This is a genomic window from Microbacterium sp. oral taxon 186 str. F0373, assembly GCF_000411455.1.
GTDB lineage: Bacteria > Actinomycetota > Actinomycetes > Actinomycetales > Microbacteriaceae > Microbacterium.
The window spans coordinates 1,505,261-1,526,479 of the sequence record NZ_KE150457.1 but is presented as its reverse complement, the minus strand read 5'-3'; the positions used below and the strand labels follow the sequence as shown (position 1 = coordinate 1,526,479).

The 21,219-nt window shown below is 70.7% G+C and carries 17 protein-coding genes; 7 read left to right on the top strand and 10 right to left on the bottom strand.

From position 1 onward, the window contains the following. Positions 1-19 precede the first annotated feature (19 nt). Positions 20-211, bottom strand: a complete 192-nt coding sequence (locus HMPREF1529_RS07125; protein ID WP_005049784.1) for a helix-turn-helix domain-containing protein — start codon at positions 209-211, stop codon at positions 20-22. Between the two features lie 108 nt (positions 212-319). Continuing rightward, entirely contained in the window at positions 320-727 is a 408-nt protein-coding gene (locus HMPREF1529_RS07120; protein ID WP_005049783.1) for an ArsR/SmtB family transcription factor, read from the bottom strand. A gap of 70 nt (positions 728-797) precedes the next feature. On the opposite strand from HMPREF1529_RS07120, the gene HMPREF1529_RS07115 reads away from it, so the two are divergent. From HMPREF1529_RS07115 to HMPREF1529_RS07105, 3 genes are all read left to right on the top strand, one after another. Then, positions 798-2,240, top strand: a complete 1,443-nt coding sequence (locus HMPREF1529_RS07115) for a TrkH family potassium uptake protein (protein ID WP_005049781.1) — start codon at positions 798-800, stop codon at positions 2,238-2,240. Beyond that, positions 2,233-2,904 carry a potassium channel family protein gene (locus HMPREF1529_RS07110; RefSeq protein WP_005049780.1) on the top strand — a complete coding sequence of 224 codons (672 nt, stop codon included), beginning with the start codon at positions 2,233-2,235 and terminating at the stop codon, positions 2,902-2,904. The genes HMPREF1529_RS07115 and HMPREF1529_RS07110 overlap by 8 nt, the downstream gene beginning before the upstream one ends. 223 nt (positions 2,905-3,127) lie before the next feature. After that, a complete protein-coding gene (locus HMPREF1529_RS07105) occupies positions 3,128-4,123 on the top strand; it encodes a hypothetical protein (RefSeq protein ID WP_016464299.1) in 996 nt (331 codons plus the stop codon). A 123-nt stretch (positions 4,124-4,246) separates the two neighbouring features. Here the strand turns inward: HMPREF1529_RS07105 and proC are convergent, their stop codons facing one another. Next, positions 4,247-5,080, bottom strand: coding sequence for a pyrroline-5-carboxylate reductase (gene proC / locus HMPREF1529_RS07100; RefSeq protein WP_005049778.1), 834 nt, complete (start codon positions 5,078-5,080; stop codon positions 4,247-4,249). A gap of 279 nt (positions 5,081-5,359) precedes the next feature. Between proC and HMPREF1529_RS07095 the strand changes: the two genes are divergently transcribed. Continuing rightward, positions 5,360-6,472, top strand: coding sequence for an alpha/beta hydrolase (locus tag HMPREF1529_RS07095; RefSeq protein ID WP_016464298.1), 1,113 nt, complete (start codon positions 5,360-5,362; stop codon positions 6,470-6,472). Positions 6,473-6,485: 13 nt separating this feature from the next. Here HMPREF1529_RS07095 and tadA read toward each other — a convergent pair whose 3' ends face one another. Then, complete coding sequence (tadA, locus tag HMPREF1529_RS07090) at positions 6,486-6,953, bottom strand: tRNA adenosine(34) deaminase TadA (protein ID WP_005049776.1); 468 nt, start codon at positions 6,951-6,953, stop codon at positions 6,486-6,488. Positions 6,954-6,975: 22 nt separating this feature from the next. Between tadA and upp the strand changes: the two genes are divergently transcribed. Beyond that, positions 6,976-7,608 carry a uracil phosphoribosyltransferase gene (gene upp / locus HMPREF1529_RS07085; protein WP_016464297.1) on the top strand — a complete coding sequence of 211 codons (633 nt, stop codon included), beginning with the start codon at positions 6,976-6,978 and terminating at the stop codon, positions 7,606-7,608. A gap of 70 nt (positions 7,609-7,678) precedes the next feature. Here upp and HMPREF1529_RS07080 read toward each other — a convergent pair whose 3' ends face one another. From HMPREF1529_RS07080 to HMPREF1529_RS07070, 3 genes are all read right to left on the bottom strand, one after another. Beyond that, complete coding sequence (locus HMPREF1529_RS07080; RefSeq protein WP_016464296.1) at positions 7,679-8,680, bottom strand: magnesium and cobalt transport protein CorA; 1,002 nt, start codon at positions 8,678-8,680, stop codon at positions 7,679-7,681. A 307-nt stretch (positions 8,681-8,987) separates the two neighbouring features. Further along, a complete protein-coding gene (locus HMPREF1529_RS07075) occupies positions 8,988-9,287 on the bottom strand; it encodes a DUF3467 domain-containing protein (RefSeq protein WP_005049773.1) in 300 nt (99 codons plus the stop codon). 78 nt (positions 9,288-9,365) lie between these two features. Continuing rightward, complete coding sequence (locus HMPREF1529_RS07070; protein ID WP_016464295.1) at positions 9,366-12,923, bottom strand: TM0106 family RecB-like putative nuclease; 3,558 nt, start codon at positions 12,921-12,923, stop codon at positions 9,366-9,368. Between the two features lie 75 nt (positions 12,924-12,998). Here HMPREF1529_RS07070 and HMPREF1529_RS07065 point away from each other — a divergent pair, with 75 nt between their 5' ends. After that, positions 12,999-15,068 carry an NAD(+) synthase gene (locus HMPREF1529_RS07065; RefSeq protein ID WP_016464294.1) on the top strand — a complete coding sequence of 690 codons (2,070 nt, stop codon included), beginning with the start codon at positions 12,999-13,001 and terminating at the stop codon, positions 15,066-15,068. A gap of 95 nt (positions 15,069-15,163) precedes the next feature. Here the strand turns inward: HMPREF1529_RS07065 and HMPREF1529_RS07060 are convergent, their stop codons facing one another. Next, the gene (locus HMPREF1529_RS07060) at positions 15,164-15,751 is read right to left on the bottom strand and encodes a hypothetical protein (protein ID WP_005049770.1); all 588 of its coding nucleotides are present in this window, start codon (positions 15,749-15,751) and stop codon (positions 15,164-15,166) included. Positions 15,752-15,982: 231 nt separating this feature from the next. Here HMPREF1529_RS07060 and HMPREF1529_RS07055 point away from each other — a divergent pair, with 231 nt between their 5' ends. Next, positions 15,983-16,951 carry a hypothetical protein gene (locus HMPREF1529_RS07055; RefSeq protein ID WP_016464293.1) on the top strand — a complete coding sequence of 323 codons (969 nt, stop codon included), beginning with the start codon at positions 15,983-15,985 and terminating at the stop codon, positions 16,949-16,951. A 1-nt stretch (position 16,952) separates the two neighbouring features. Here the strand turns inward: HMPREF1529_RS07055 and HMPREF1529_RS07050 are convergent, their stop codons facing one another. Then, positions 16,953-20,033 (bottom strand): AAA family ATPase, encoded by a 3,081-nt coding sequence (locus HMPREF1529_RS07050; protein ID WP_016464292.1) that lies wholly within the window; start codon positions 20,031-20,033, stop codon positions 16,953-16,955. Further along, entirely contained in the window at positions 20,030-21,181 is a 1,152-nt protein-coding gene (locus tag HMPREF1529_RS07045) for an exonuclease SbcCD subunit D (RefSeq protein ID WP_016464291.1), read from the bottom strand. Before HMPREF1529_RS07045 ends, HMPREF1529_RS07050 begins: the two co-directional genes overlap by 4 nt. Positions 21,182-21,219: the final 38 nt, after the last annotated feature.

Sequence of the window (21,219 nt, the reverse complement as noted above, 5' to 3'; positions counted from 1 at the left end):
AAAATGCCCTCGGATCAGTCTAGCCGACGTCGGCGATAGGACGTTGCACGGCCTCGGTGACGGCCGTCTCGGGCACGCGGTAACTGCGACCGAATCGCACGGCCGGGAGCTCGCCGGCGTGCACCAGGCGGTACACGGTCATCTTCGACACGCGCATGATCTCGGCCACTTCCGCGACCGTCAGAAAACGCACGTCAGAAAGGTCCGGCATCCCATTCCCCCACCGATACCCGATGCGGTGCCTCCGCATTGCTGTGAACCAACATTAGGGTCTCTGTGCGCCGCGTGTAAACCCGTGTGATCGGTGTGACTCGTGTGTTCAACGACCGGGGAAGCGCTTGAAGGCACTGTCCCACGCATGCTTCGCGGATGCCGCCGCGCGCCCGACCAGGTCGGCCGCCGCGACCGCGGGCTCGGGAAGCGTCGAGGGGCCCGCGGGGGCGGGAAGGAGATCTTCGTCCAGGAAGGGGACGAGCCAGTCATCGACCGCGTCCAGCGGCGCCGGCGACAGGCTGTAATAGCGGTGCTGGCCCTCTTCGCGCACCGTCACCAGCTCGGCCTCACGGAGCACCTTGAGGTGCTTGGAGACCGTGGGCTGGCTGACGCCCAGGTCGGTGACGATGTGGGACACACTCGTGCCATGCTCGCCCGCCGACGCGCGCTCGCGCAGAAGCTGCAGAATGTCCCGACGGGTACCGTCGGCGATCACGTCGAAGATGTCCGCCATGACGATAGGTTAGCCCGCGCCGCGGCGCGGAGTACCATGTCAACGGTTCTTCGTCAGAGAGGGGCGGACCATGACGGGCGACACCGCGGGTGCCCGTGCATGGCGCTCCCTGCGCACCTCACTCGCAGCCACCCGTGATCGACTGCGCGACGCGACCACGGCATCGCCGTCGCGGTTCGCCGTCGGCATCTTCCTCGCGCTGATCCTGCTGTTCACCGCACTGTTCTCGCTGCCCGCGGCATCCGCCGACGGTCGGGTCACGCCGTTCGCCGATGCCCTGTTCACCGCGGTGTCGACGATCTGCGTGACGGGGCTTTCGACCGTCAACATGGGCACGCACTGGAGCGCGTTCGGTCACCTGATCGTCTACATCGGCGTGAACGTGGGCGCGATGGGGGTCCTGACCCTGGCATCCATTCTGGGCCTGGTGATCTCCAAGCGCCTGGGCCTGCGGGCGAAGCTGATCGCCGCGGGCGACACGAACCCCCTGCGCGCCCACGGCGGACCCGTCAACGAGGGCCAGGCGGTGCGCCTGGGCGAGGTCGGCCAGCTCCTGGCCACCGTGGCGTTGTCGACCCTCGTGATCGAGGCAGGACTCGCGGTGCTGCTGTATCCGTCGCTGCTCGCGAGCGGTGTCGATCCGTTGAGCGCACTGTGGGAGGCGCCGTACTACGCGGCGATGTCGTTCACCAACACCGGCTTCGCGCCGAACGCCGAGGGCATCGCCCCGTTCGCGCACAACTACCTCTTCCTGACGCTTCTGATGGCGGGGGTGTTCCTGGGCTCCATCGGCTTCCCCGTCATCTTCGCGCTGTGGCGCCACCACCTCCACGTCCGCCGCTGGTCGCTGCACGCCAAGCTCACCCTGATCACGACGGTCATCCTGTTCTTCGCCGGTGCCGCAGTGTTCCTGCTGCTCGAGTACGACAACCCGAAGACGTTCGGCGGGATGGATGCCTGGGACACGACCTTCCAAGCATTCTTCCTGTCCGCGATGACGCGCTCGGGGGGCTTCTCCATCGTCGACATCGGGCAGCTGCACGGATCGTCTCTCGTCGTGGGCTCGATGCTCATGTTCATCGGCGGCGGCTCGGCATCCACCGCCGGCGGCATCAAAGTGACCACCCTCGCCGTCCTCGCCCTCGCCGTCTGGTCCGAGGCCAAGGGACGACCGAGCGTGCAGGCGTTCGGCCGCCGCATCCCCAGCGATGTGCAGCGCGTCGCCCTGTCCGTCGTCGCCTGGGGCTCGACGATCGTCGCGGTGTCGACCATCACGATCGCGCAGATCACGAGATATCCCGTCGAGTACGTGCTCTTCGACGTCGTCTCGGGCTTCGCGACCGTGGGCCTGTCCACCGGTATCACGCAGGACCTGCCCGATCTCGCCGTCTACGTCATGGCGGCGACGATGTTCATGGGGCGCGTGGGTACCGTCACTCTCGCCGCGGCCGTCGCCGCGACGAACCGATCGCAGCACTACTCGCTGCCCGTCGAAAGGCCGATCGTTGGTTGAGCAGATCCGGAGCGATGCTCCCGTCCTGGTGATCGGCCTCGGCCGTTTCGGAGCCGCGTGCGCCGGCGAACTCGACCGCCTCGATCGCGAAGTCCTCGCGATCGACGACAACCTCGAGCTCGTGCAGAAGTGGTCCGAGCGGGTCACCCACACGGTGCAGGCCGACGCCAAGAACATCGAGGCGCTCAAGCAGATCGGTGCCCAGGACTTCCAGGTGGCCGTCGTCGCCGTCGGCTCCTCGATCGAGGCGTCGGTGCTCATCACGGCGAACCTCGTCGACCTGAAGGTGCCGCAGATCTGGGCGAAAGCCGTCTCCCAGAGCCACGGCAAGATCCTCGCCCGCGTCGGCGCGAATCACGTCATCTACCCCGAGCGCGAGGCCGGCGAGCGCGTCGCGCACCTGGTCAGCGGCCGAATGCTCGACTTCATCCGCTTCGACGACGACTTCGTCCTCGCCAAGATGTACCCGCCGAAGTTCATCCGCGGCATCGGCCTGAACGAGTCGGGGGTGCGCAGCAAGTACAGCGTCACCGTCGTCGGCGTGAAGAGCCCGGGCAAGCCGTTCCGCTACGCCGAGGCCGACACCGTGGTGACCAACCACGACCTGATCATCGTGTCGGGCACCAACAGCGACATCGAGCGTTTCGCCTCGCTCGACCGCTGACCGCGGCATCCGCCCCCGCCGCGCCCTCCGCGCCCTCCGCGCCCTCCGCGCCCGCGAGAAACCATCTGCGGCGCGAGAAACCCTGCCACGCGCGGTTTCTCGGCTCGCCGGTGGTTTCTCGCCGGCGCACGGGGGCTCCTCCCCAGGCTGCGCGGGAGGGGATGACCGCGGGAAGGGTGGGGATGAGACCGCGGCGGCGCGGGTGCCGGGGCATGATCTGCGGATGCCGCACCTGTCGACGGACCGTGCCACCACCCGGTCACCGCTTCCGCTCGTCACCTCCGCCGAGGCCCGCGTGCTGCGGCTGGCGGTGGCCGGTCCCGGCTTCGTGCGGGTGCGCCGCGGCGTGTACGTGGATGCCGCCGCGGCGGCGCGGCTGGCGCCGTGGCAGCGGTATGCGCTGCGGGTGCACGCCTTCGCGCTCGTCCACCCGGATGCCGTGTTGTGCCTGGAGTCCGCCGCGGTGCTGCTCGGCCTGCCGCTGTTCGGCGAGGCGCGCGACATCCACGTGTTCGATCCGGACCGCACGGCGTCGCGACGGTTCGGCGACGTGTGCGTGCACACCAGCACGGACGCGCGGGAGGTCGTGAGCGTCGACGGCATCCTGTGCACCTCGCCGACGGATGCCGTCATCGATCTCGCCCGCGTGCTCCCGCCCGCGCAGGCGCTCGCCGTCGTGGATGCCGCGATCTCGCCCCGACAGGGCGGCGCTCTCGTCGTCGACGACCTCCGGGAGCGCGCCGCGTCGCAGGCCTCCCGCCGGGGCGTCGCGCGGCTGGCGTGGGCCTGGGCGCACGCGGACGCGCGCGCCGAGTCGCCCGGCGAGAGTGTGAGCCGCGCCGTCATCCGCTGGTGCGGCTTCGAAGACCCGGTGCTGCAGGCCGAGCTCCGCTACGAGGGCGTCACGGACCGCACGGACTTCCTCTTCCCGTCGAGCCGCACGGTGGGCGAGAGCGACGGCTGGGGCAAGTACGGCATCGACGACGGCGAAGCACCCGCCGACGCCGCGAGGCGCTTCCGCGACGAGAAGCGCCGCGAGGACCGTCTGCGCCGCGCGGGGCATCCGGTCGCACGCTGGGAGATGGCGGACGCGGTGCGGGTCGAGCCGTTGGCGACCGCCCTGCAGCGCGCGGCCGTCCGGCTCGTCCGCCCGCGCGACCGCGCCGGACTGGCGAGCCTGCGCCAGACGTCCCGCACCCTCCCTCACCAACTGCAGTGAGAAACCACAACGGCGACGACACGCACCTGCAGTGGTGGTTTCTCGTGCCGAAGGTGGTTTCTCGCGGGCGCGGGGACGCGGCGGACGGGCGGGCGAAGCGGGCGGGCGGAGGGAGCGGCGGGGTCAGGCGCCGACGGCCATCTCCTTGGCGCGGGCGAGGGCGGCGTCGGTCGCTTCGGCGAACACGCCGTCCAGGCGGGCGCCCTGCAGCACCGCGATCGCACGCTCGGTCGTGCCCTTGGGACTGGTGACGCGCCGCCGCAGCTCGGCGGGGTCCTCCCCCGTGGCATCCAGCAGCGCCGCGGCGCCGATGAAGGTCTGCTCGGCCATCAGGCGCGCGTCGGCGTCGGAGAAACCCTTGCCGCGCGCGGCCTCGGTGAGCTCCTCGACCAGCAGGAAGAAGTAGGCCGGACCCGACCCCGAGATCGTCGACAGGGCGTCGATCTGCGACTCGGGCACCTCGATGACCGCCCCGCACGTCTCGAACAGCCGGCGCACCAGCGCCAGCTCGTCCGCGGATGCCGTGGGGCCCGCCGACAGGCCGGTCACCGCCTTGCCGACCACCGCGGGGGTGTTCGGCATGGAGCGGATCACCGAGACCTCTTCACCCACGATGGACGCGAATGTCGCGATCGTGACACCCGCGGCGAGGCTCACGATGATCGTCCCCGGACGCAGCACGGGCGCGATCTCGCGGAGCAGATCGGGCACCATCACCGGCTTCACACCGATGAGCACGATGTCGGCGGCTGCGGCGGCAGCCGTGTTCGCGTCGCCGTCGGCCTCGAGCGAAAGGCTCGTGACGCCGTCGAGTCCCACCAAGGCGTCAGCGCGCACGGCGGTGCGGTTGGTCACGGTGATCGCGGGGGCATCACCCGAGCGGACGAGGCCCTGCAAGATCGCGCCTCCCATCGAGCCGGCACCGAGGATCGCGATCGAAGGGAGGGGGGAAGCCATGCCCTCATCCTCGCAGAGGAACGAGCGGCGTGCAGAGAAACCACTCACCCGTGCTCGGCTGCGCCGGTTTCCCAGCTGAGGGAACCCGTGATCGACGGGGTCGCCGCCGCCGTGCGGTGGGCAGAGAGCCTGACGGCCCTCGGCAGACCCACCCGTACGGCAGGGCCGTACGCACCTCGGGACCACGAGAACGCATGGTCGGGTCCGCCGCTCGGCGCACTCCGACTCTTCACCTGAGAGTCCGTTCATGACGACAGGTCGGCGGAGTAGGATGCGGTCATGACGCTCCTCGACGGCATCACCGCCCGGATCATCGACACCGACCGGCTGCGCGTCGGCATCCTCGAACGCGTCGGCGACAACCCGGCCGCGACCGCGGACCAGACCGTGATCCTGGTCCACGGCAACGTGTCGTCGAGCCTGTTCTGGCAGGAGCTCATGCAGGATCTGCCCAGCGATCTGCGGATCATCGCCGTCGATCTGCGCGGGTTCGGCAACACCGAGAGCGCGCCCGTCGACGCCACCCGCGGCGTCCGCGACTTCAGCGACGACGTGTTCGCCACGCTGCAGGTGCTGGGCATCGACACGGCGCACCTCGTCGGGTGGTCCATGGGAGGAGGCGTGGTCATGCAGTACGCCATCGACCACCCCGTGCGCTCGCTCACCCTGCAGGCGCCGGTCTCGCCCTACGGCTTCGGGGGCACCCGCCGCGACGGATCGCGGGTGACCGCCGACGACGCCGGCTGCGGCGCGGGCGGCGCCAACCCCGACTTCGTGCAGCGACTCACCGACCGCGACATGACCGACGAGGCACCGACGTCGCCGCGCAGCGTCTTCCGCTCCGGCTATGTCGCACCGGGATACACGAGCGCGCACGAGGACATCTGGGTGGAGTCGATGAACACCACCTCCACGGCCACCGGCAACTACCCCGGCGACAGCGTCACCAGCGAGAACTGGCCCGGGTTCGCCGCCGGACGCCTGGGCGTGCTGAACACCATGGCGCCGCAGTACTTCAACACGTCGAGCATCGTGGACATCACCCCCAAGCCTCCCGTCCTCTGGGTGCGCGGCTCGGCCGACGCGATCGTCTCCGATGCCTCCTTCTTCGACATCAACCACCTCGGCGCCCTCGGGGTGATCCCGGGGTGGCCGGGCGCCGCGTCCGCACCCGCGCAGGAGATGGTGTCGCAGACCCGCGACGTGCTGGATGCCTACCGAGCGGCGGGAGGCGCCGTCACCGAACTGGTCTTCGAGGGCGTCGGCCACGCGCCGCACCTGGAGCGCCCCGCGGAGTTCCGTCGCGCCCTGCTGGAGAACATCGGCTACATCGGCCGTCGGGCCGACCCCGCCCCGCCCACCGAGGCGATCATCCTCAGCTCCTCGGACTGAGGCAGGGACCTCCTCAACGGCGGGCGTCGAAGAAGGTGCGCAGCAGGGCGCGCGCGTCGTCCTCCAGGATGCCGCCAACCACTTCGGCCCGCACCGGCAGCCGCCGGTCACGTAGCACGTCGTACACCGATCCCGCGGCGCCCGCCTTCTCGTCCCACGCGCCGAACACGACCCGGCCGACGCGAGCCTGCAGGATCGCGCCCGCGCACATCAGACACGGCTCGAGGGTCACGGTCAGCGTGCACCCCTCGAGGTTCCACGACCCGACGGATGCCGCGGCCTGCCGGAGGGCCACGACCTCCGCATGGGCGGTGGGGTCGGCGGTCGCCTCCCGCAGGTTGAGACCTTCACCGATCGCCGCACCCCCGGCATCCACGACGACCGCGCCCACCGGGATCTCTCCCGCGTCCGCCGCGCGAGCGGCCAGTGCAAGGGCACGACGCATCACCGTCTCGTCGTCGGCACGCACGGGCAGGCTCATCCCTTCAGCGTAGGCTGAGATCATGCGCGTGCACGTTGCCGATCACCCCCTCATCACCCACAAGCTCACCGTGCTGCGCGACGAGCGCACACCATCTCCGGTGTTCCGACAGCTCACCGAAGAGCTGTTGACCCTGCTCGCGTACGAGGCGACCCGCGGCGTACGCGTCGAAGAGGTCGAGATCCAGACCCCGGTGACCACCACGACCGGCGTGCGCATCTCGGAGCCGCGACCGCTGGTGGTGCCGATCCTCCGCGCCGGCCTCGGCATGCTCGACGGCATGGTGAAGCTGCTGCCCACCGCCGAGATCGGCTTCCTGGGCATGGCGCGCAACGAGGAGACGCTGCAGCCGTACACGTACGCCGAGCGCCTTCCCGACGATCTCAGCGACCGACAGTGCTTCGTGCTCGACCCGATGCTCGCGACCGGCGGCTCGCTCGGCGCCGCGATCGATTTCCTCTTCGCCCGCGGCGCGCAGGACGTCACCGCGATCTGCATCCTCGGCGCTCCCGAGGGCGTTGCGAAGATCGAGGAGCTCGTCGGCGAGCGCGACGTGACCCTCGTGCTCGGGGCGCTCGATGAGCGTCTCAACGAGAAGGGCTACATCGTGCCCGGCCTCGGCGACGCCGGCGACCGCCTCTACGGCACGGTCTGAGCGGCTTCATCCGCCCCGTGTCGTCGCTATCGGATGCCGAAGGCGACGCGAAGGTACGGACGAGCGAGGCTCACAGCCACCGCCGCCGCTTGAAGATCAGGTAGAGCACGGTGGGGAAGGCCACCATCACGCCGAGAGCGACGGGGTAGCCGTACTCCCAGTGCAGCTCGGGCATGACGTCGAAGTTCATGCCGTACACCGTGCCGATCAGCGTGGGCGCGAAGATGATCGCCGCCCACGAGGAGATCTTCTTCACCTGCTCGTTCTGCGCCAGGTTCACCTCGGTCTGCCGCCGGGAGACGAGCGCGGAGTGCACGATGAGCGCCTTGTCGAGCACCGCACGGAAGCCGTCGATGCGCTCCGTGACGCGGAGGGCATGGTCGCGGACGTCGCGCAGCCGCCGCTGCAGCTCGATGTCGACGTGGTAGGCGTCGTGGCCGCGCTGCAGCCATTCGATGATCGGCACCAGCGGGTGGGTGGCTCGGAAGAAGCGGTTCAGCTCTCCGGACAGCTCGTAGATGCGGCGCGAGAGGGCATCGTCGTCGGCGTCTCCGAACAGGTCGTCCTCGATCTCGTCGATGTCGTTCTCGATGCCGGCGACCAGCGGCTCGTACTCGTCGACGACGCGGTCGAGCACGGCGTACAGCAACGCCTCCGATCCCAGCGCCAACAGTTCCGGCTGCTGCTCGAGGCGCCGCCGCACCGCTCCGAGATCGGGGGATTCGGCGTGGCGGATGGTGATCACGAAGTCGGGGCCGACGAACAGATGCAGCTCGCCGATGTCCAGCTCCTCGCGCTCGTCGTCGTAGCGGGCGGGGCGCAGCACCACGAACAGCGTGTCGCCGTAACGCTCGACCTTGGAGCGCTGATGCCCCAGAGCCGCATCCTCGATGGCGAGCGGGTGCAGTTCGAACTCTGTCGCGACGGACGCCAGCTCCTCGTCCGACGGACGGTACAGGCCGATCCACGCGAAGCCCGTGTGGGCTTCCTGGAGGGCGTAGGCCTCGTCGAGCGAGGCGGGGGTGGCAACGCGCACCCCGTCCTTGTACACGGCGTTGTCGATCAGGGTCATGGGTCTCTCCTCGTGGACACGCGGTCGCCGAGCGCCGCGGGGCGGGCACGCACGAAGGATCGCGCGCACGTCGGAGCGTGCCGAGCGGACGGCACACACGAAAACGCCGCGGGTGCGCCGGCCTCAGAACGAGAGGATGCCGGCGGCGAGCACCGCGGCGCGGCTACTATCGTCTGCCATGGTGTCTCACCGCCTCTGATCGCGGCTCGTCGTGATCGGATGCACGGGGACGAGCCTCGGGGAGTATATCCCCCGAAGATGACCGGCGCGCGGTCGAGACCGGTCGCGGCCCCGGGCGACGGTATCGTCACCCTTCGGCGCGTCGCCCGGTCTCCTGCTCCCAGAACTCCAGCTGCTGGGTGAGCGCTTTCGCCAGCTCGAACACCTGCTGCGGGGGGATGCGCACTCGCTGCACCACCCGAGCGGGCACGACCGTGACGGGCGCACCGTCGGCATCCGCCCCGGCCTGCGGAGGCCGCACGAGAGAGACGAAGTCCATCACGAACACGTCGGGCGTGTGCCACACGTTCGCGAAGTCGGCGAAGCTGCCGGCGATCACCTCCGGCGGCAGATCGATCTCAAACTGCCGGGGCATCTCATCGCTCATGTCGTGCTCCTGTTCGCCACGTCGCGGAGGTGTTGCCCCGCGGAACTCGACCGGTGTGCGTCGACCGATAGGCCGAGTCTAGGGCGCGTCCGCGCCGACGAGACGGGCGAAGGCACTGAGGCGGGCGACACCGTCGGGAGTGCGGGGCAGGTCGTCGAGCAGCCCCGTACCGTAGACGACGAACGCGGTGTGCTCGGCCCGCGAGATGGCCACGTTCAGACGGTTCTGCAGCAGGAGGAACTCGAGCCCTCGCGGTGCATCACGGCCGCTGGATGCCGCGAGCGACACGATCGCGACGGCAGCTTCCTGACCCTGGAACTTGTCGACCGTTCCGACCGGGATCTCCCCGAGCCCGGCCGCTGCCAGCACGGACTCGACGAGCACCTGCTGCGCGTTGTACGGGGTGACGACGATCAGATCCGCGGCCGTGAGCGGTCGCGGGCGCGCCTGTTCGGATGGCGTCCACGCCCGCCCGAGGAGGTCGCGAGCGAGGGCGAGGACGGCGTCGGCCTCCTCCGGCGACTGTGTGGCGTTGCCCGCGTGGGTCAGCGGCATGGGGACGACGCCGGCCGCAACGCCGTCGAGGTGACGCCCCGAGGTGGACGGATGCGCCGCGAGTCGCCCGTCGTAGGACAGTTCGGAGACGGGAGCGGCGACCTCGGGGCGCATCCGCCGCGTCTGTGCGAGGAAGAAGCCGCGATCATCGGGGACGACCGCGACGCCGTCCATCACCCATCCGAGTGCGGAGGTGTCGACCGGCTCGGGATGGGTGCCCTGGCTCACCTGCGGCAGCTGCTGGGGATCGCCGAGCAGCAGCAGTCGCTGCGCCGCGACCGACACCGCGATGGTCGAGGCGAGCGAGAACTGTCCGGCTTCGTCGATGACGAGCAGGTCCAGACTCGCGCGGGGCACGCGTCCGGGGTGGCTCAGGTCCCATGCCGTACCGCCGATGACGAACCCGTCCGGGTGTGCCTGGGCGAAGGCCGCATAGCCGTCCTTCGCGATGGCGGTGAAACTCTCCGCACCGGATGCCGCGCCCTTCGTCGCCTTCGCGACGCGCTCACCCGGCACCCCCGCATCGACGATGCGCGCGAGCATGTTCTCCACGACCGCGTGCGACTGCGCCACCACGCCGACGCGGTATCCCTTCTCGCGGACCAGGCGCGCGACCACGTGCGAACCGACGTAGGTCTTGCCGGTGCCCGGCGGGCCTTGCACGGCCAGATAGCTGCGGTCGAGATCGTCGACGGCGCGGGCGATCTCGTCGACCGCGTCACCGTCGCCGCGCGCGAGCGTACCCGAGCGCGTGCGCGGGATTCTGCGCAGCAGCAGGTCGGTCGCGGGGTCGAACGGGAAGTCCGCCGAGCGCAGCGGGGCCGCCTGGATGATTGTGTCGGCCCAGTGATCGATCGCCGCCTGCTGCGACCCGGCCTGAGGCGGCGCGGGCGGGGTCGAGGCGATCGGCAGCTCCTGCCAGGTGAATCCGTGGACGGAGTTCTCCTCCACGACCATTCCGTCATCGAGGACGTCGACGACGCGGACCGACCGCGCGGCGTGGATCCATCGCGGGCTGGTGTCGATCGGGAACGGTGTCGGCAGCTCGTACAGCAGGAAGACCGATCCCCCCGCGGACAGCTTCGTTCCCGGCGCGAGGTCGCCGCGCAGCTCGAGCACCCGGCGCTGGACGCGACCGCCCTCCGGCACGTGCCAGTCGGTCAGGACCCGGCAGCGATCATGGTCGAAGACGACGACGTCGCGGGTATCCTCCCAGATCGAGACGGGCTCCCGCAGCCGCAGGAAATGCGTCGCCCAGAACGTCTTCGCCTCGCGGGGGTAGTAGTCGATCGCCGCCGCGGCGAGCTTCAGCGCGGTGACCGCGGCCTCGTCGGGCGCGTCGTCGGTGTCGGCGACGCCGGCCATCCGCGTGAGCGCCTCGGCACGCGGCGAGGGCTCGTACGGACGCTCTGCGGCGTCGACATCGGCGGAGGGCAGGAGCTTGGCCTCCCGGGCCCGCTCCACGAGCCAGTTGCGCAAGCGCCGCGTCGAGACGCAGTCGTAGCGGTTGTAGTCGGCGAGGTCATCGAGGATGGCCGCTCCCGCGGCATCCTCCCCCGCCGCCATCAGCTCGCGCGCTTCGACGTACTTGACAATCGAATCGTCGCCGCGCTGCACGTCGCTGGTGCGCACCTCGGCGCCCATGTAGAGCGGCTCGAGCTTCTTGATCGAGTACGAGCGCGACCCCACACGCAGGGCGCGCCGGACGATCGGATAGAGGTCCACGAAGACGCCTTCACGCAGCAGCGTGTCGACCTCGGCCTCGCGCACCCCGTACCGCGCGGCCATCGCCAGCAGGTGCGTCGGCTCGTACGGCGCGTAATGGTAGATGTGCATGCCGGGATGGGCGCGACGGCGCAGCGCCACCACATCCAGGAAATCCTCGAGCGCCCGCTTCTCCTCTGCGAACGAGTGCGCCCACAGTGCCGCGTACTGCTCGTCGTCGTCGACCCACCCGAACAGGTAGTCGATGCCCCACGACGCTCCCCCCGCGTCGGCGGCTTCGGTGTAGAGCGGATCGCCCTCGAAGTCGAAGAACAGGTCGCCGCGGTCGGGCCGGGGCAGCGCGCCGATCGCCTTCGGAAAGACCACCTCGAAGGTCGGCACCGGCGGCGTGGACGCGGTGGCCGTCTCGCCCACGCCGCCTGCGGGGCTGTCCAGCTGCAGACGCGCCTGCGTGCGCAGTCCGGCGAACGTGTCGCCCGACATCCGCTCGGGAGCTTCCGTCGCGGCGGCCAGGTCGTCGATGGTGCGGATACCGGCCGCACGCAGCCGATCGCGCTGCACGGGGCGCATTCCCGCGACCAGCAGCAGGTCGCGGTGCGCGACCACCTCCGCATCGCACGTCGCGCACCGCCCGCACGCGACGATCCTCAGTTCGCCGCGGTCATCTCCCCACCCGATCGGGGCAGCGTCGACGCCGGCCGCGATGTCACGGTCGACGATGAGCGCGCGCAGTCGCTGCCGGCGCAACCGGAAGACGGGCATGAGGTCGCTGACGGTGTGCGTCGAGGTCGTGCCGTCGCCGAGCAGCAGTTCCACCCGGCCGCTGCGCGGCGCGCCGAGACGGTCGAGCTGGTCGGCATATGCCGCCAGCTGCATCAACGCGGTCACGCGTGCGTGGCGCGCGAGCTTGGTGTCCTGGACGACCCACGGGTTCTCGGAGCCGTCGACGATGCGAGCGGGATCTTCGCGCACGAGGAAGTCGGCGAATCCGACGAACTCCGCGGTCGCGAACACCGCCTGATAGATGACCGCGACGGAGGGGTCGGCCAGCGCCGCCGAGGTCGCCGCGACCGCGGCGGCGACCGCGACGGCATCCGACGATCGCGTCTCGGGCAGTTCGACGACACGTCCGGGGTACTGCGCGCGGTACAGATCGAGCTGGCGCAGCTCGTGCTGTGTGCCGAGCCGACCGGCGCGCTCGAGGGTGAGGTCTTCGGGCTCGACGACCGCCGGCACCCGTCCGAGCTTGGCGTCGATCGCGCGCAGCCACGCGAACTCACACTCGGCGGCTGCTTTCAGGTCGCTCGCACTCCAGACGATGCGCGCGCCGTCGCCGGTGTCCTCGATGTATCGCATGTCACCCTTCCGCCTCCGACGCTAGTCGGCGCCGCCGACATCGCCCAGCGCCGGTGCACCTGCCAGACTGGAGGGGTGAGCGAGAACCTGCCGTTCGAGAGCGCCTACCGGCACGGGTTCGCCCGGGTCGCCGCGTGCACCATCCCCGTCGCGATCGCCGACCCGGCGCGAAACGCCGAGGCGGTCATCGATGCGGCCCGCGCGCTCAGCGACGACGCCGTCGCCGTCGCCGTCTTCCCGGAACTCTGCCTGAGCGGATACGCCATTGACGACCTCGTCATGCAGGATGCCGTGCTCGACGCCGTCCACGCCGCGATCGGCACCCTGGTCTCGGCCTCGCACGATCTGCGGCCGCTGCTGGTCGTCGGCGCGCCGCTGCTGCTGGGCGCCCGCCTCTACAACTGCGCCGTCGTGATCCACCGCGGACGCGTGCTCGGCGTTGTCCCGAAGAGCTACCCGCTGACGTACCGCGAGTTCTACGAGGCCCGCTGGTATGCCGCGGGCGCCGGCGCGCCGGCGACCGCCGTCCTGGCCGGACAGCAGGTGCCCGTCGGCACCGATCTGCTGTTCGCCGCCGACGATGTGCCGGGCCTGGTCGTGCACGCAGAGGTGTGCGAAGACATGTGGGTGCCGGTCCCGCCGTCCTCCGCTGCGGCCCTCGCCGGCGCGACGGTTCTCCTGAACCTCTCCGGCAGCCCCATCACCGTCGCACGGGCCGATGACCGTCACCTGCTCGCGAAGTCACAGTCGTTCCGCTGCAACGCCGTCTACGCCTACGCGGCTGCGGGCCTGGGCGAGTCGACGAACGACGTGTCGTGGGACGGCCAGACGATGATCTACGAGTCCGGCGCCTTGTTGGCCGAGACCGAGCGCTTCCCGGACGGCCCGCGCAGCGCCATCGCCGACGTCGACCTCGACCGCATCCGCCAGGACCGGCTCCGGCAGGGGACGTTCGACGACAACCGACGCGCGGTCGCCCCGGCAGCGGCGCCGATGCGCATGGTGTCGTTCACGGTCGATCCCCCGGCATCCGACATCGGGCTGCGTCGCCCGCTCGACCGCTTCCCCTTCGTACCCGACGACCCGGCACGCCTCGACCAGGACTGCTACGAAGCGTTCAGCATCCAGGTGTCTGCGCTCGCGCGGCGGATGCGCGCCATCGGGTCACCCAAGCCCGTGATCGGCGTGTCCGGGGGGCTCGACTCGACCCACGCTCTTCTCGTGGTCGCCCGCGCGATGGACCGCATGGGTCGCCCGCGCAGCGACATCCTCGCCTACACGATGCCGGGCTTCGCGACGAGCGATCACACGAAGTCGAACGCCATCGCCCTCGCCGAGGCGATCGGCGCGTCGATCCAGACGATCGACATCCGTCCCATGGCGACGGAGCTGCTGACGGGCATCGGCCACCCCTTCGCGAACGGCGAGCCCGTGTACGACGTGACGTTCGAGAACGTGCAGGCCGGGGCGCGCACCGACTTCCTGTTCCGACTCGCGAATCAGAACGGCGGATTCGTCGTGGGCACCTCCGACCTGTCGGAGCTCGCCCTGGGATGGGCCACCTACGGCGTCGGTGACCAGATGAGCCACTACGCGGTGAACGCCGGGGTGCCCAAGACTCTCATCCAGCACCTGATCCGATGGGTCATCGCCCACGCGGGCGAGGACGGCACGAGCCTGTCGGATGCGGCGAAGGAGGTGCTGCAGGCGGTGCTGGACACCGAGATCAGCCCCGAGCTGGTGCCCGCCGGCCAGGACGGCAAGGTGCAGTCGACCGAGGACACGATCGGACCCTACGCGTTGCACGATTTCGCGCTGCATCACGTGCTGCGCTACGGCTTCCGGCCGTCGAAGATCGTCTTCCTCGCGGAGCACGCATGGCGCGACGCGGATGCCGGGGCGTGGCCGCCGGGCTTCCCGGCATCCGACCGCTACGGCTACGACCGCGAGACGATCGTGCGCTGGCTGCGCGTCTTCCTGACGCGCTACTTCGGCTTCGCGCAGTTCAAGCGCACCGCGATCCCCAACGGCCCCAAGGTGCTCCCTTCGGGGTCGCTCTCGCCGCGCGGCGACTGGCGAGCGCCCAGCGACGGCAACGCCGCGGTGTGGCTCGCCGAGCTCGACCGCGCCTTCCCGTCCGCCTGAGCTCACCCTCACCTCGCGCCCCGCGGCGTTCGTCCGTCCGCTCTGGTCGACTCACCCTGTCGGATGCGGCAGCAAGGGACGGATGAACACGGGATTCAGGCCGCGGGAAGCGTTCCGATCGCGATCGTGATCACCCAGCTGTCGCGCGAGGCGTCCACGAGCGTGTACTTCATGTTGCGGTCCGGGATCCACCCCTTCAGCCGCCCCATGTCCAGCCGCACGTTGTCGGGTGCGACGCGCACCCCGCGACCGTCGGCCTCGAGCACCGCCTGCACCCGCACCCAGTGCTGGAGCAGGTCGGGGATGTTGTTCGGGTCGAACAGGTGCGAGTGCTTCTGCATGAAGCGGATGTCGGCGGGTTCCGGTGTCATGTCGCGGATGTCGATACCCAGCGGAAGGCCCGGGTCGCAGATGGCGACGATCGTGGCGGCACGGAAGCTCGCCGTCACGATCGCGATCGGCAGTTCCTCACCGTCGCGCGAGGCGATCAGGCGCGTGTGGTAGCCGAAGCCGCGCGGCGCCTCGCGCTCGATGCGAATGTCGTTCACGTCGCAGCCGAGGCGAGCGGCGATGAGCTCCTTCGCGAGAATGCGGCGACGATCGTGGACGGTCGTGGCCGGGTCCCAGCCGAGTCGCGCGGCCACCGAGGGCGGAGTGTCGAGCAGAACCGAAGTGAGTGTCATGGCGTCCCTTTCATCGGGCGTCCCACCGCGTGCTCGCACCGGCGGGATGCCGCGTACTCCCATCCTGTCTCAGGATGGCATGGCACGGTCACCGGATGCGACGTGAGAAACGTCGCGGACAGCTCACCGGGAACAAAGTCACAGTGAGTCGATAGGGTCGACATACCGCCGCCACGCCGACGTCCTTTGGACGAGGCCGCGCGATGTTCGGACACGACGAAGGAAGAGCAGATGTCGACACCCCCGCCCACGAATCCTCAGGATCCGGACGGCTCGGCCGCCGACGGCTCCGACGCGGTCGCTCCCGACGCTGTGGACTCCACCCCCACCGAGGTCTACCCGCCCGCAGCCCCGCCCACCCCGCCCGCTCCGACCGGCGGCTACGGGGATGCGTACGTCGCACCGACGGCGCCGCCGCTGCCACCCGTGCCCGGGCAAGCCAGCGCGCCCAACGGGGCACCGACCGTCCCCTACGGCGCGCCGACCCCGCCGTACGTGGCGCCCGCGGGCCCACCGGTGCCCGACACGAGGTCGAAGGCCATCGCGTGGACGGCGCTCGGGCTCGCCGCCGGCGGCACGCTCCTCAGCATCATCGGCATCGTGCCGGTGCCGTGGGTGGGTCTGGTGGCCGTGCTGATCGGCGGCCTGCTCCTGCTGGCGGGCTTCATCTTCTCCATTGTCGGGCTCGCGGGCAAGCGCTACGGCGGAAAGCCCCTCAGCATCACGGCGCTCGTGCTGTCGCTGGTGGGCGCGACGATCGGCTCTTTCGCTCTCATCTGGTCGATCATCCTCGTCGGCGTCTCTTCGGCGGGCTCATCGATCGACGAGATGATGAGCACGCCGAGCCCCGTCCCCTCCGTCGAAGTCAGCCCCGGCGACATCCTGCCCGGAGAGGGCGACGATTCTGCGACACCGACGGAGTCGGCGGAGCAGCAGGAGTTCATCGCGGATGTCCGCCCGAAGGTCAACCAGATCCTCGGGGAGGTCGACCCGACGGCGACGCCCGAGATCATCGAGCAGGTCCTCCCCGACGAGACGCTGATCCTCATCGGCGAGACGCTGCTCACGACCGGTGAGGCGGGAATCGACGACCTCGTGCAGCAGACGATCACCAGCGTGGGAGCCGATGAGAGCTCCGCCGACATGCTGCGAACGCTCTACGGCGAGATCCTGACCTCCGCGCGGACCTACCTGCAGTAAGTCAGCGCGCCCGCTCGACAACGGGGGCTCGGACGGCATCCTGACGGATGACGCTCGGGCCCTCCGGCGTCGATGCGACCTGCAGCTGCGCCGGCAGCTGCTCCTTCATCGCCTCCACATGGCTGATGACACCGACGGTGCGCCCGCCGGTGCGCAGGTCGTCGAGGGTCCGCAGCGCCAGCTCGAGCGTCTCGGGGTCGAGGGAACCGAACCCTTCGTCGACGAAGAGCGTGTCCAGACGGATGCCGCCGGCCCGGGCCGTGACGACCTCGCCGAGACCCAGCGCGAGGGCGAGTGAAGCGAGGAAGGTCTCGCCGCCCGACAGGGACTGCGGCGGACGCAGCCGGCCGGTGTGGGCGTCGAGCACGTCGATGCCCAGGCCCGACGCGCGCCCCCGTGCGGCACGGGCGTCGGAGTGGTGCAGGGTGTAGCGCCCCGACGACATCTCCGCCAGCCGGACGTTGGCGGCCGCGACGATTTCCTCCAGCTCAGCGGCCAGCACGAAGGTCTCGAGGTCCATCCGCATCGTGTTCGGCGCCCGCCCGGCCACACTGTCAGCCAGACGGATCACCCCGGCGGTCTCGTCGGCGCTCTCCTGCACCGCCGCCAGCGCCTGGTCGACCTGCTGCAGCAGGTCATCGAGCGCCTCAGCCGTGCGAACGGCTCCCGCGTGCGCGGAGATCGCCTCGGTGCGCGCGACGTCGGCGATTTCCACCGTGAGGCGGGAGGCGTCGACATCGCCGGCGGAGGCGTCATCGCCGCCGGCATCGAGTTCGAGTTCGAACAGTCGCGAACGCGTCGCCGACAGCTGTGCCGCATGGTCGGCGATCACGATGTCGATCGCCTCGATCTCCTCCTCGGAGATGAGCGCCGCCCGCGCGGCGTCGAGATCGTCGAATCCGGAGGCCGCGAGCCGCGTGTCGAGCTCATGCCGCGCGTCGCGGTGCGCACGCGCGCGCTCATCGCGTGCGGCGTCCGCCGCGACGACCGCGCGCGCCCGGTCACGCTCCGCCGCGACCGCAGCGATCCGCGCCGCAACGGTCGAGAACGGCCCGAGTGCGGCGGTCACGACCTTCTCGAGCCGCGCGATGTCGGACTCGGCCGCGCGGGCACGCTCGCGCGTGGTCGCGAGCTGTTCGACGCAGGCCGCACGCCGCTCGTCATCGGCCGCCGCGGCCTGATCGGCGGCGGCCCGGCGCTGCGAGAGCAGGGCGAGGGCCGCGGCCGCGCGCTCGGCCTCGGACTGCGCCACCGCCGCCGCGGCGAGCCGGTGCTCGGCCGTCGCGCTGTCGAGTCCTCCGGCGGCGATGCGGGCCTCGGCGAGAGCATCGCGCGCGAGCGCCGCGCGCTCGCGCGCGTCGACGTCGGCGGCGGAGGCGTCGTCTCGCGCGCGCTCGGCCGCAGCCAGCAGCTCATCGGTGACGGGGTCGTCGGCGGGCGGCGAGGGATGCGGGTGGTCGACGGAGCCGCACACCGGGCAGAGTTCCCCGGGCACGAGAGAGGCGGCGAGCTCGCCCGCGACACCGGCAACGCGTCGACGCAGCAGCGCGCCGAGCGCGGACGAGGCGGCCTCGGAGTCCGCCACCGCCGCTGCATACGCCGCCTCGGCCGCGGTGAGCGCGGCCGAGAGATCGTCGGCACGGCGCGCGGCGGCGACGTTCTCGCGCAGACGTACGTGTTCGGCCCGCAGATCTTCCAGACGCGTCGCACGCATCGACAGGTCGGCGATCTCGGCGTCGATCTCCGCACGTTCGGCGGGGCGGGCGGCACGGCGGGCGTCGATCTCAGCGAGGTCGTCCTGCAGCGTCGCGATCGTCGCGACCGCGGTCTCGTGCTCGACACGACGCGCGACGAGGTCCCGCTCCTGGGCGGCGGCGATCTCCCACCGGGCGAGGTCACCGGTGAGCTGCTCGACCGCGTGAGCGGCGTCGATCGAGACGTCGGCGCCACCCGCACGCCACCGGTCCCGTGCCGCCGCCGCGTCGTCCGCCGCCGCCAGGGCAGCACGCTCGGCTCGCTCGAGCGTGTCGAGCGGCGCGCGCAGCACCGCGGCGGCGCGCGCGTCGTCGAGTCGGCGACGCGCACGTCCGATCTCTTCGGCACGGCCCTCGAGTTCGATGAGGCGGTCGCGCAGCGCCTGCCGTTCCCGCGCGCGCTCGGCAGCGGCCACGACTGCGGCATGGGCGGCGGTGGCCGTGGCGAAATGCTCCTCTGCCGCGGTGCGCGCGAGCTCGGACTGTTCGACGCGGTACCGCGCGCGCTGGTACGCCCGGGCGAGACCCTCACGCCGGGTCGCCACCGTCGCCTGATCTGCACGCGTCGCATCAGGACCCGCTTCAGGGTTCGTTCCGGGCTCGTCGGCCGTCCCGAGGGCTCCGGGGTCGTCGTGGGTCTCCGCTGTGTCGAGGTCGTGAGCTCGCGCGAGCCTCTCCCCCTCTTCGACGAGCGTGCCGGCGCGGGACTCCACCGCCGCCAGAGCCGCCTCGGCCTCTCGGCGCCGCCGGTCGAGCTCATCACGGTACTGCTCGAAGCGACGCGTGCCGAAGAGCGTGCGCAGCAAACCCTGGCGTTCCTCGCCGGAGGCGAGCAGGAACCGCGAGAACTTGTTCTGCGCCAGCAGGATGACCTGCTGGAACTGCTGCGCGTTCAGCCCGAGGATCTCACCGAGCGCCTCGCCGACGGTGCGCGGCTTCGCCGCGCGGCCGACCCAGCGCCCCTCGACCTGCTCCTCCAACTCCGCCCGCGGTGGTTCGGTCGTCAGCCCGCCGCCGCGCTTGGCGGGACGGTCGTACTCCGGCGCCCGCGTCACGCGCCAGCGTCGCTCGCCGACGGTGAACTCCAGCCGCACCTCGGTCGGGTCCGTGAGACCGGCGTGGTCGCTGCGCAGACGCTTCTCGCTGCCGTCGTAGCGGGGCACGCTGCCATAGAGGGCGAAGCTGACCCCGTCGAGAATGCTCGACTTGCCGGTGCCGGTACGCCCCGAGATCAGGAACAGGCCGTCGGCGTCGAACGCGTCGAAGTCGACGACCTGCGTGTCACGGAAGGGTCCGAAACCGGTGAGCTCCAAGCGGTGGAGCTTCATGCGAACGCCTCGACGACGGCGCGCTCGTCGATGACCTCGCGCAGCACCTCGCGCTCTTGCTCCGTCAGCCCCTCGCCGCTGCGCACGTGCGACAGGAACGCGTCGATCAGCTCGACATCGCTGCGGGCGCCGCGGACACGATCGGTGTAGCCCCGGCCGTCGCTCTCGCGCGTGACGGCCGGCACGTGCACGACCTTCGCGCAGTACGGAAAACGCTGCTGGAGCCGGCGCAGCGGATCGCGCACCGGAAGATCATCGGTGTATTCGACGCTGACCCACGCGTCGCGAGCGTCATCGTCGGACGAGGTCGCGGCCAGGATCTCCTCGAACGGCCCGCGCAGGGTGACGAGGCGTCGGGGTACCGGCAGTTCGACCCACACCGCCTCCGTCGCTCCCTCGGCATCCATGTCGATGAGCCAGGATCCGCGCGGCTTGTGCCCTTCACCGAAGCTGTAGTGCAGCGGCGCGCCGGCGTAGCGCACATGCTCGGCCAGCTTCTGGCGACCGTGGATGTGACCGAGGGCGACGTAGTCCACACCGTCGAAGGCAGACAGGGGCACGACGTCGAGACCGCCCTGCTGGATATCGCGCTCGAGGTGCGGGGTGGGCTCGACGCCGGCCGCGAAGCAGTGCGCGATCGCCACCGTCCGTCCGCCGCGGGAGGCGTGGTCGACGCGGACGACGTCCATCGCACGGCGGAGCGCATCGGCCTGCGTACGCACCCCGGGCCACACCGCACGTACGAGCGCGGGTTCGAGGTAAGGGATGCCGTAGAAGTGCACCGGACCGTGCTCGTCCGACACCGTGATCGGCTCGCCGATCGCCGCCGGGTCGGTGCGCACGTGGATGCCGTCGCGCAGCAGCGCCGCCTGGAAGCCGAGCCGCGCCGCGGAGTCGTGGTTGCCGCTGGTGACGATGACCTGCGCGCCGGTGTCGGCCAGCGCCCGCAGCGTCTCGGACAGCAGCGTGTAGCAGGCGGCGGCCGGCGTCGCGGAATCGAAGACGTCGCCGGCCACGATGACGACGTCGACCGCGTGGGTGCGGACCTGTTCGGTGAGCGTCTCGAGCACGCCCCGCAGCGCATCGAGCGTCGAATGACCGTGGAAGGTCCGCCCGATGTGCCAGTCGGAGGTATGCAGGATGCGCATGGCTCCACGGTAGGCGCAGCCGCCGACATCGCACGGAC

Bases quoted from the DNA above. Each gene is read 5' to 3' on its own strand.
- HMPREF1529_RS07125 (WP_005049784.1), bottom strand. From the start codon at position 211: ATGCCGGACCTTTCTGACGTGCGTTTTCTGACGGTCGCGGAAGTGGCC.
- HMPREF1529_RS07120 (WP_005049783.1), bottom strand. From the start codon at position 727: ATGGCGGACATCTTCGACGTGATCGCCGACGGTACCCGTCGGGACATT.
- HMPREF1529_RS07115 (WP_005049781.1), top strand. From the start codon at position 798: ATGACGGGCGACACCGCGGGTGCCCGTGCATGGCGCTCCCTGCGCACC.
- HMPREF1529_RS07105 (WP_016464299.1), top strand. From the start codon at position 3,128: ATGCCGCACCTGTCGACGGACCGTGCCACCACCCGGTCACCGCTTCCG.
- proC (WP_005049778.1), bottom strand. From the start codon at position 5,080: ATGGCTTCCCCCCTCCCTTCGATCGCGATCCTCGGTGCCGGCTCGATG.
- HMPREF1529_RS07095 (WP_016464298.1), top strand. From the start codon at position 5,360: ATGACGCTCCTCGACGGCATCACCGCCCGGATCATCGACACCGACCGG.
- tadA (WP_005049776.1), bottom strand. From the start codon at position 6,953: ATGAGCCTGCCCGTGCGTGCCGACGACGAGACGGTGATGCGTCGTGCC.
- upp (WP_016464297.1), top strand. From the start codon at position 6,976: ATGCGCGTGCACGTTGCCGATCACCCCCTCATCACCCACAAGCTCACC.
- HMPREF1529_RS07080 (WP_016464296.1), bottom strand. From the start codon at position 8,680: ATGACCCTGATCGACAACGCCGTGTACAAGGACGGGGTGCGCGTTGCC.
- HMPREF1529_RS07075 (WP_005049773.1), bottom strand. From the start codon at position 9,287: ATGAGCGATGAGATGCCCCGGCAGTTTGAGATCGATCTGCCGCCGGAG.
- HMPREF1529_RS07070 (WP_016464295.1), bottom strand. From the start codon at position 12,923: ATGCGATACATCGAGGACACCGGCGACGGCGCGCGCATCGTCTGGAGT.
- HMPREF1529_RS07060 (WP_005049770.1), bottom strand. From the start codon at position 15,751: ATGACACTCACTTCGGTTCTGCTCGACACTCCGCCCTCGGTGGCCGCG.
- HMPREF1529_RS07055 (WP_016464293.1), top strand. From the start codon at position 15,983: ATGTCGACACCCCCGCCCACGAATCCTCAGGATCCGGACGGCTCGGCC.
- HMPREF1529_RS07050 (WP_016464292.1), bottom strand. From the start codon at position 20,033: ATGAAGCTCCACCGCTTGGAGCTCACCGGTTTCGGACCCTTCCGTGAC.
- HMPREF1529_RS07045 (WP_016464291.1), bottom strand. From the start codon at position 21,181: ATGCGCATCCTGCATACCTCCGACTGGCACATCGGGCGGACCTTCCAC.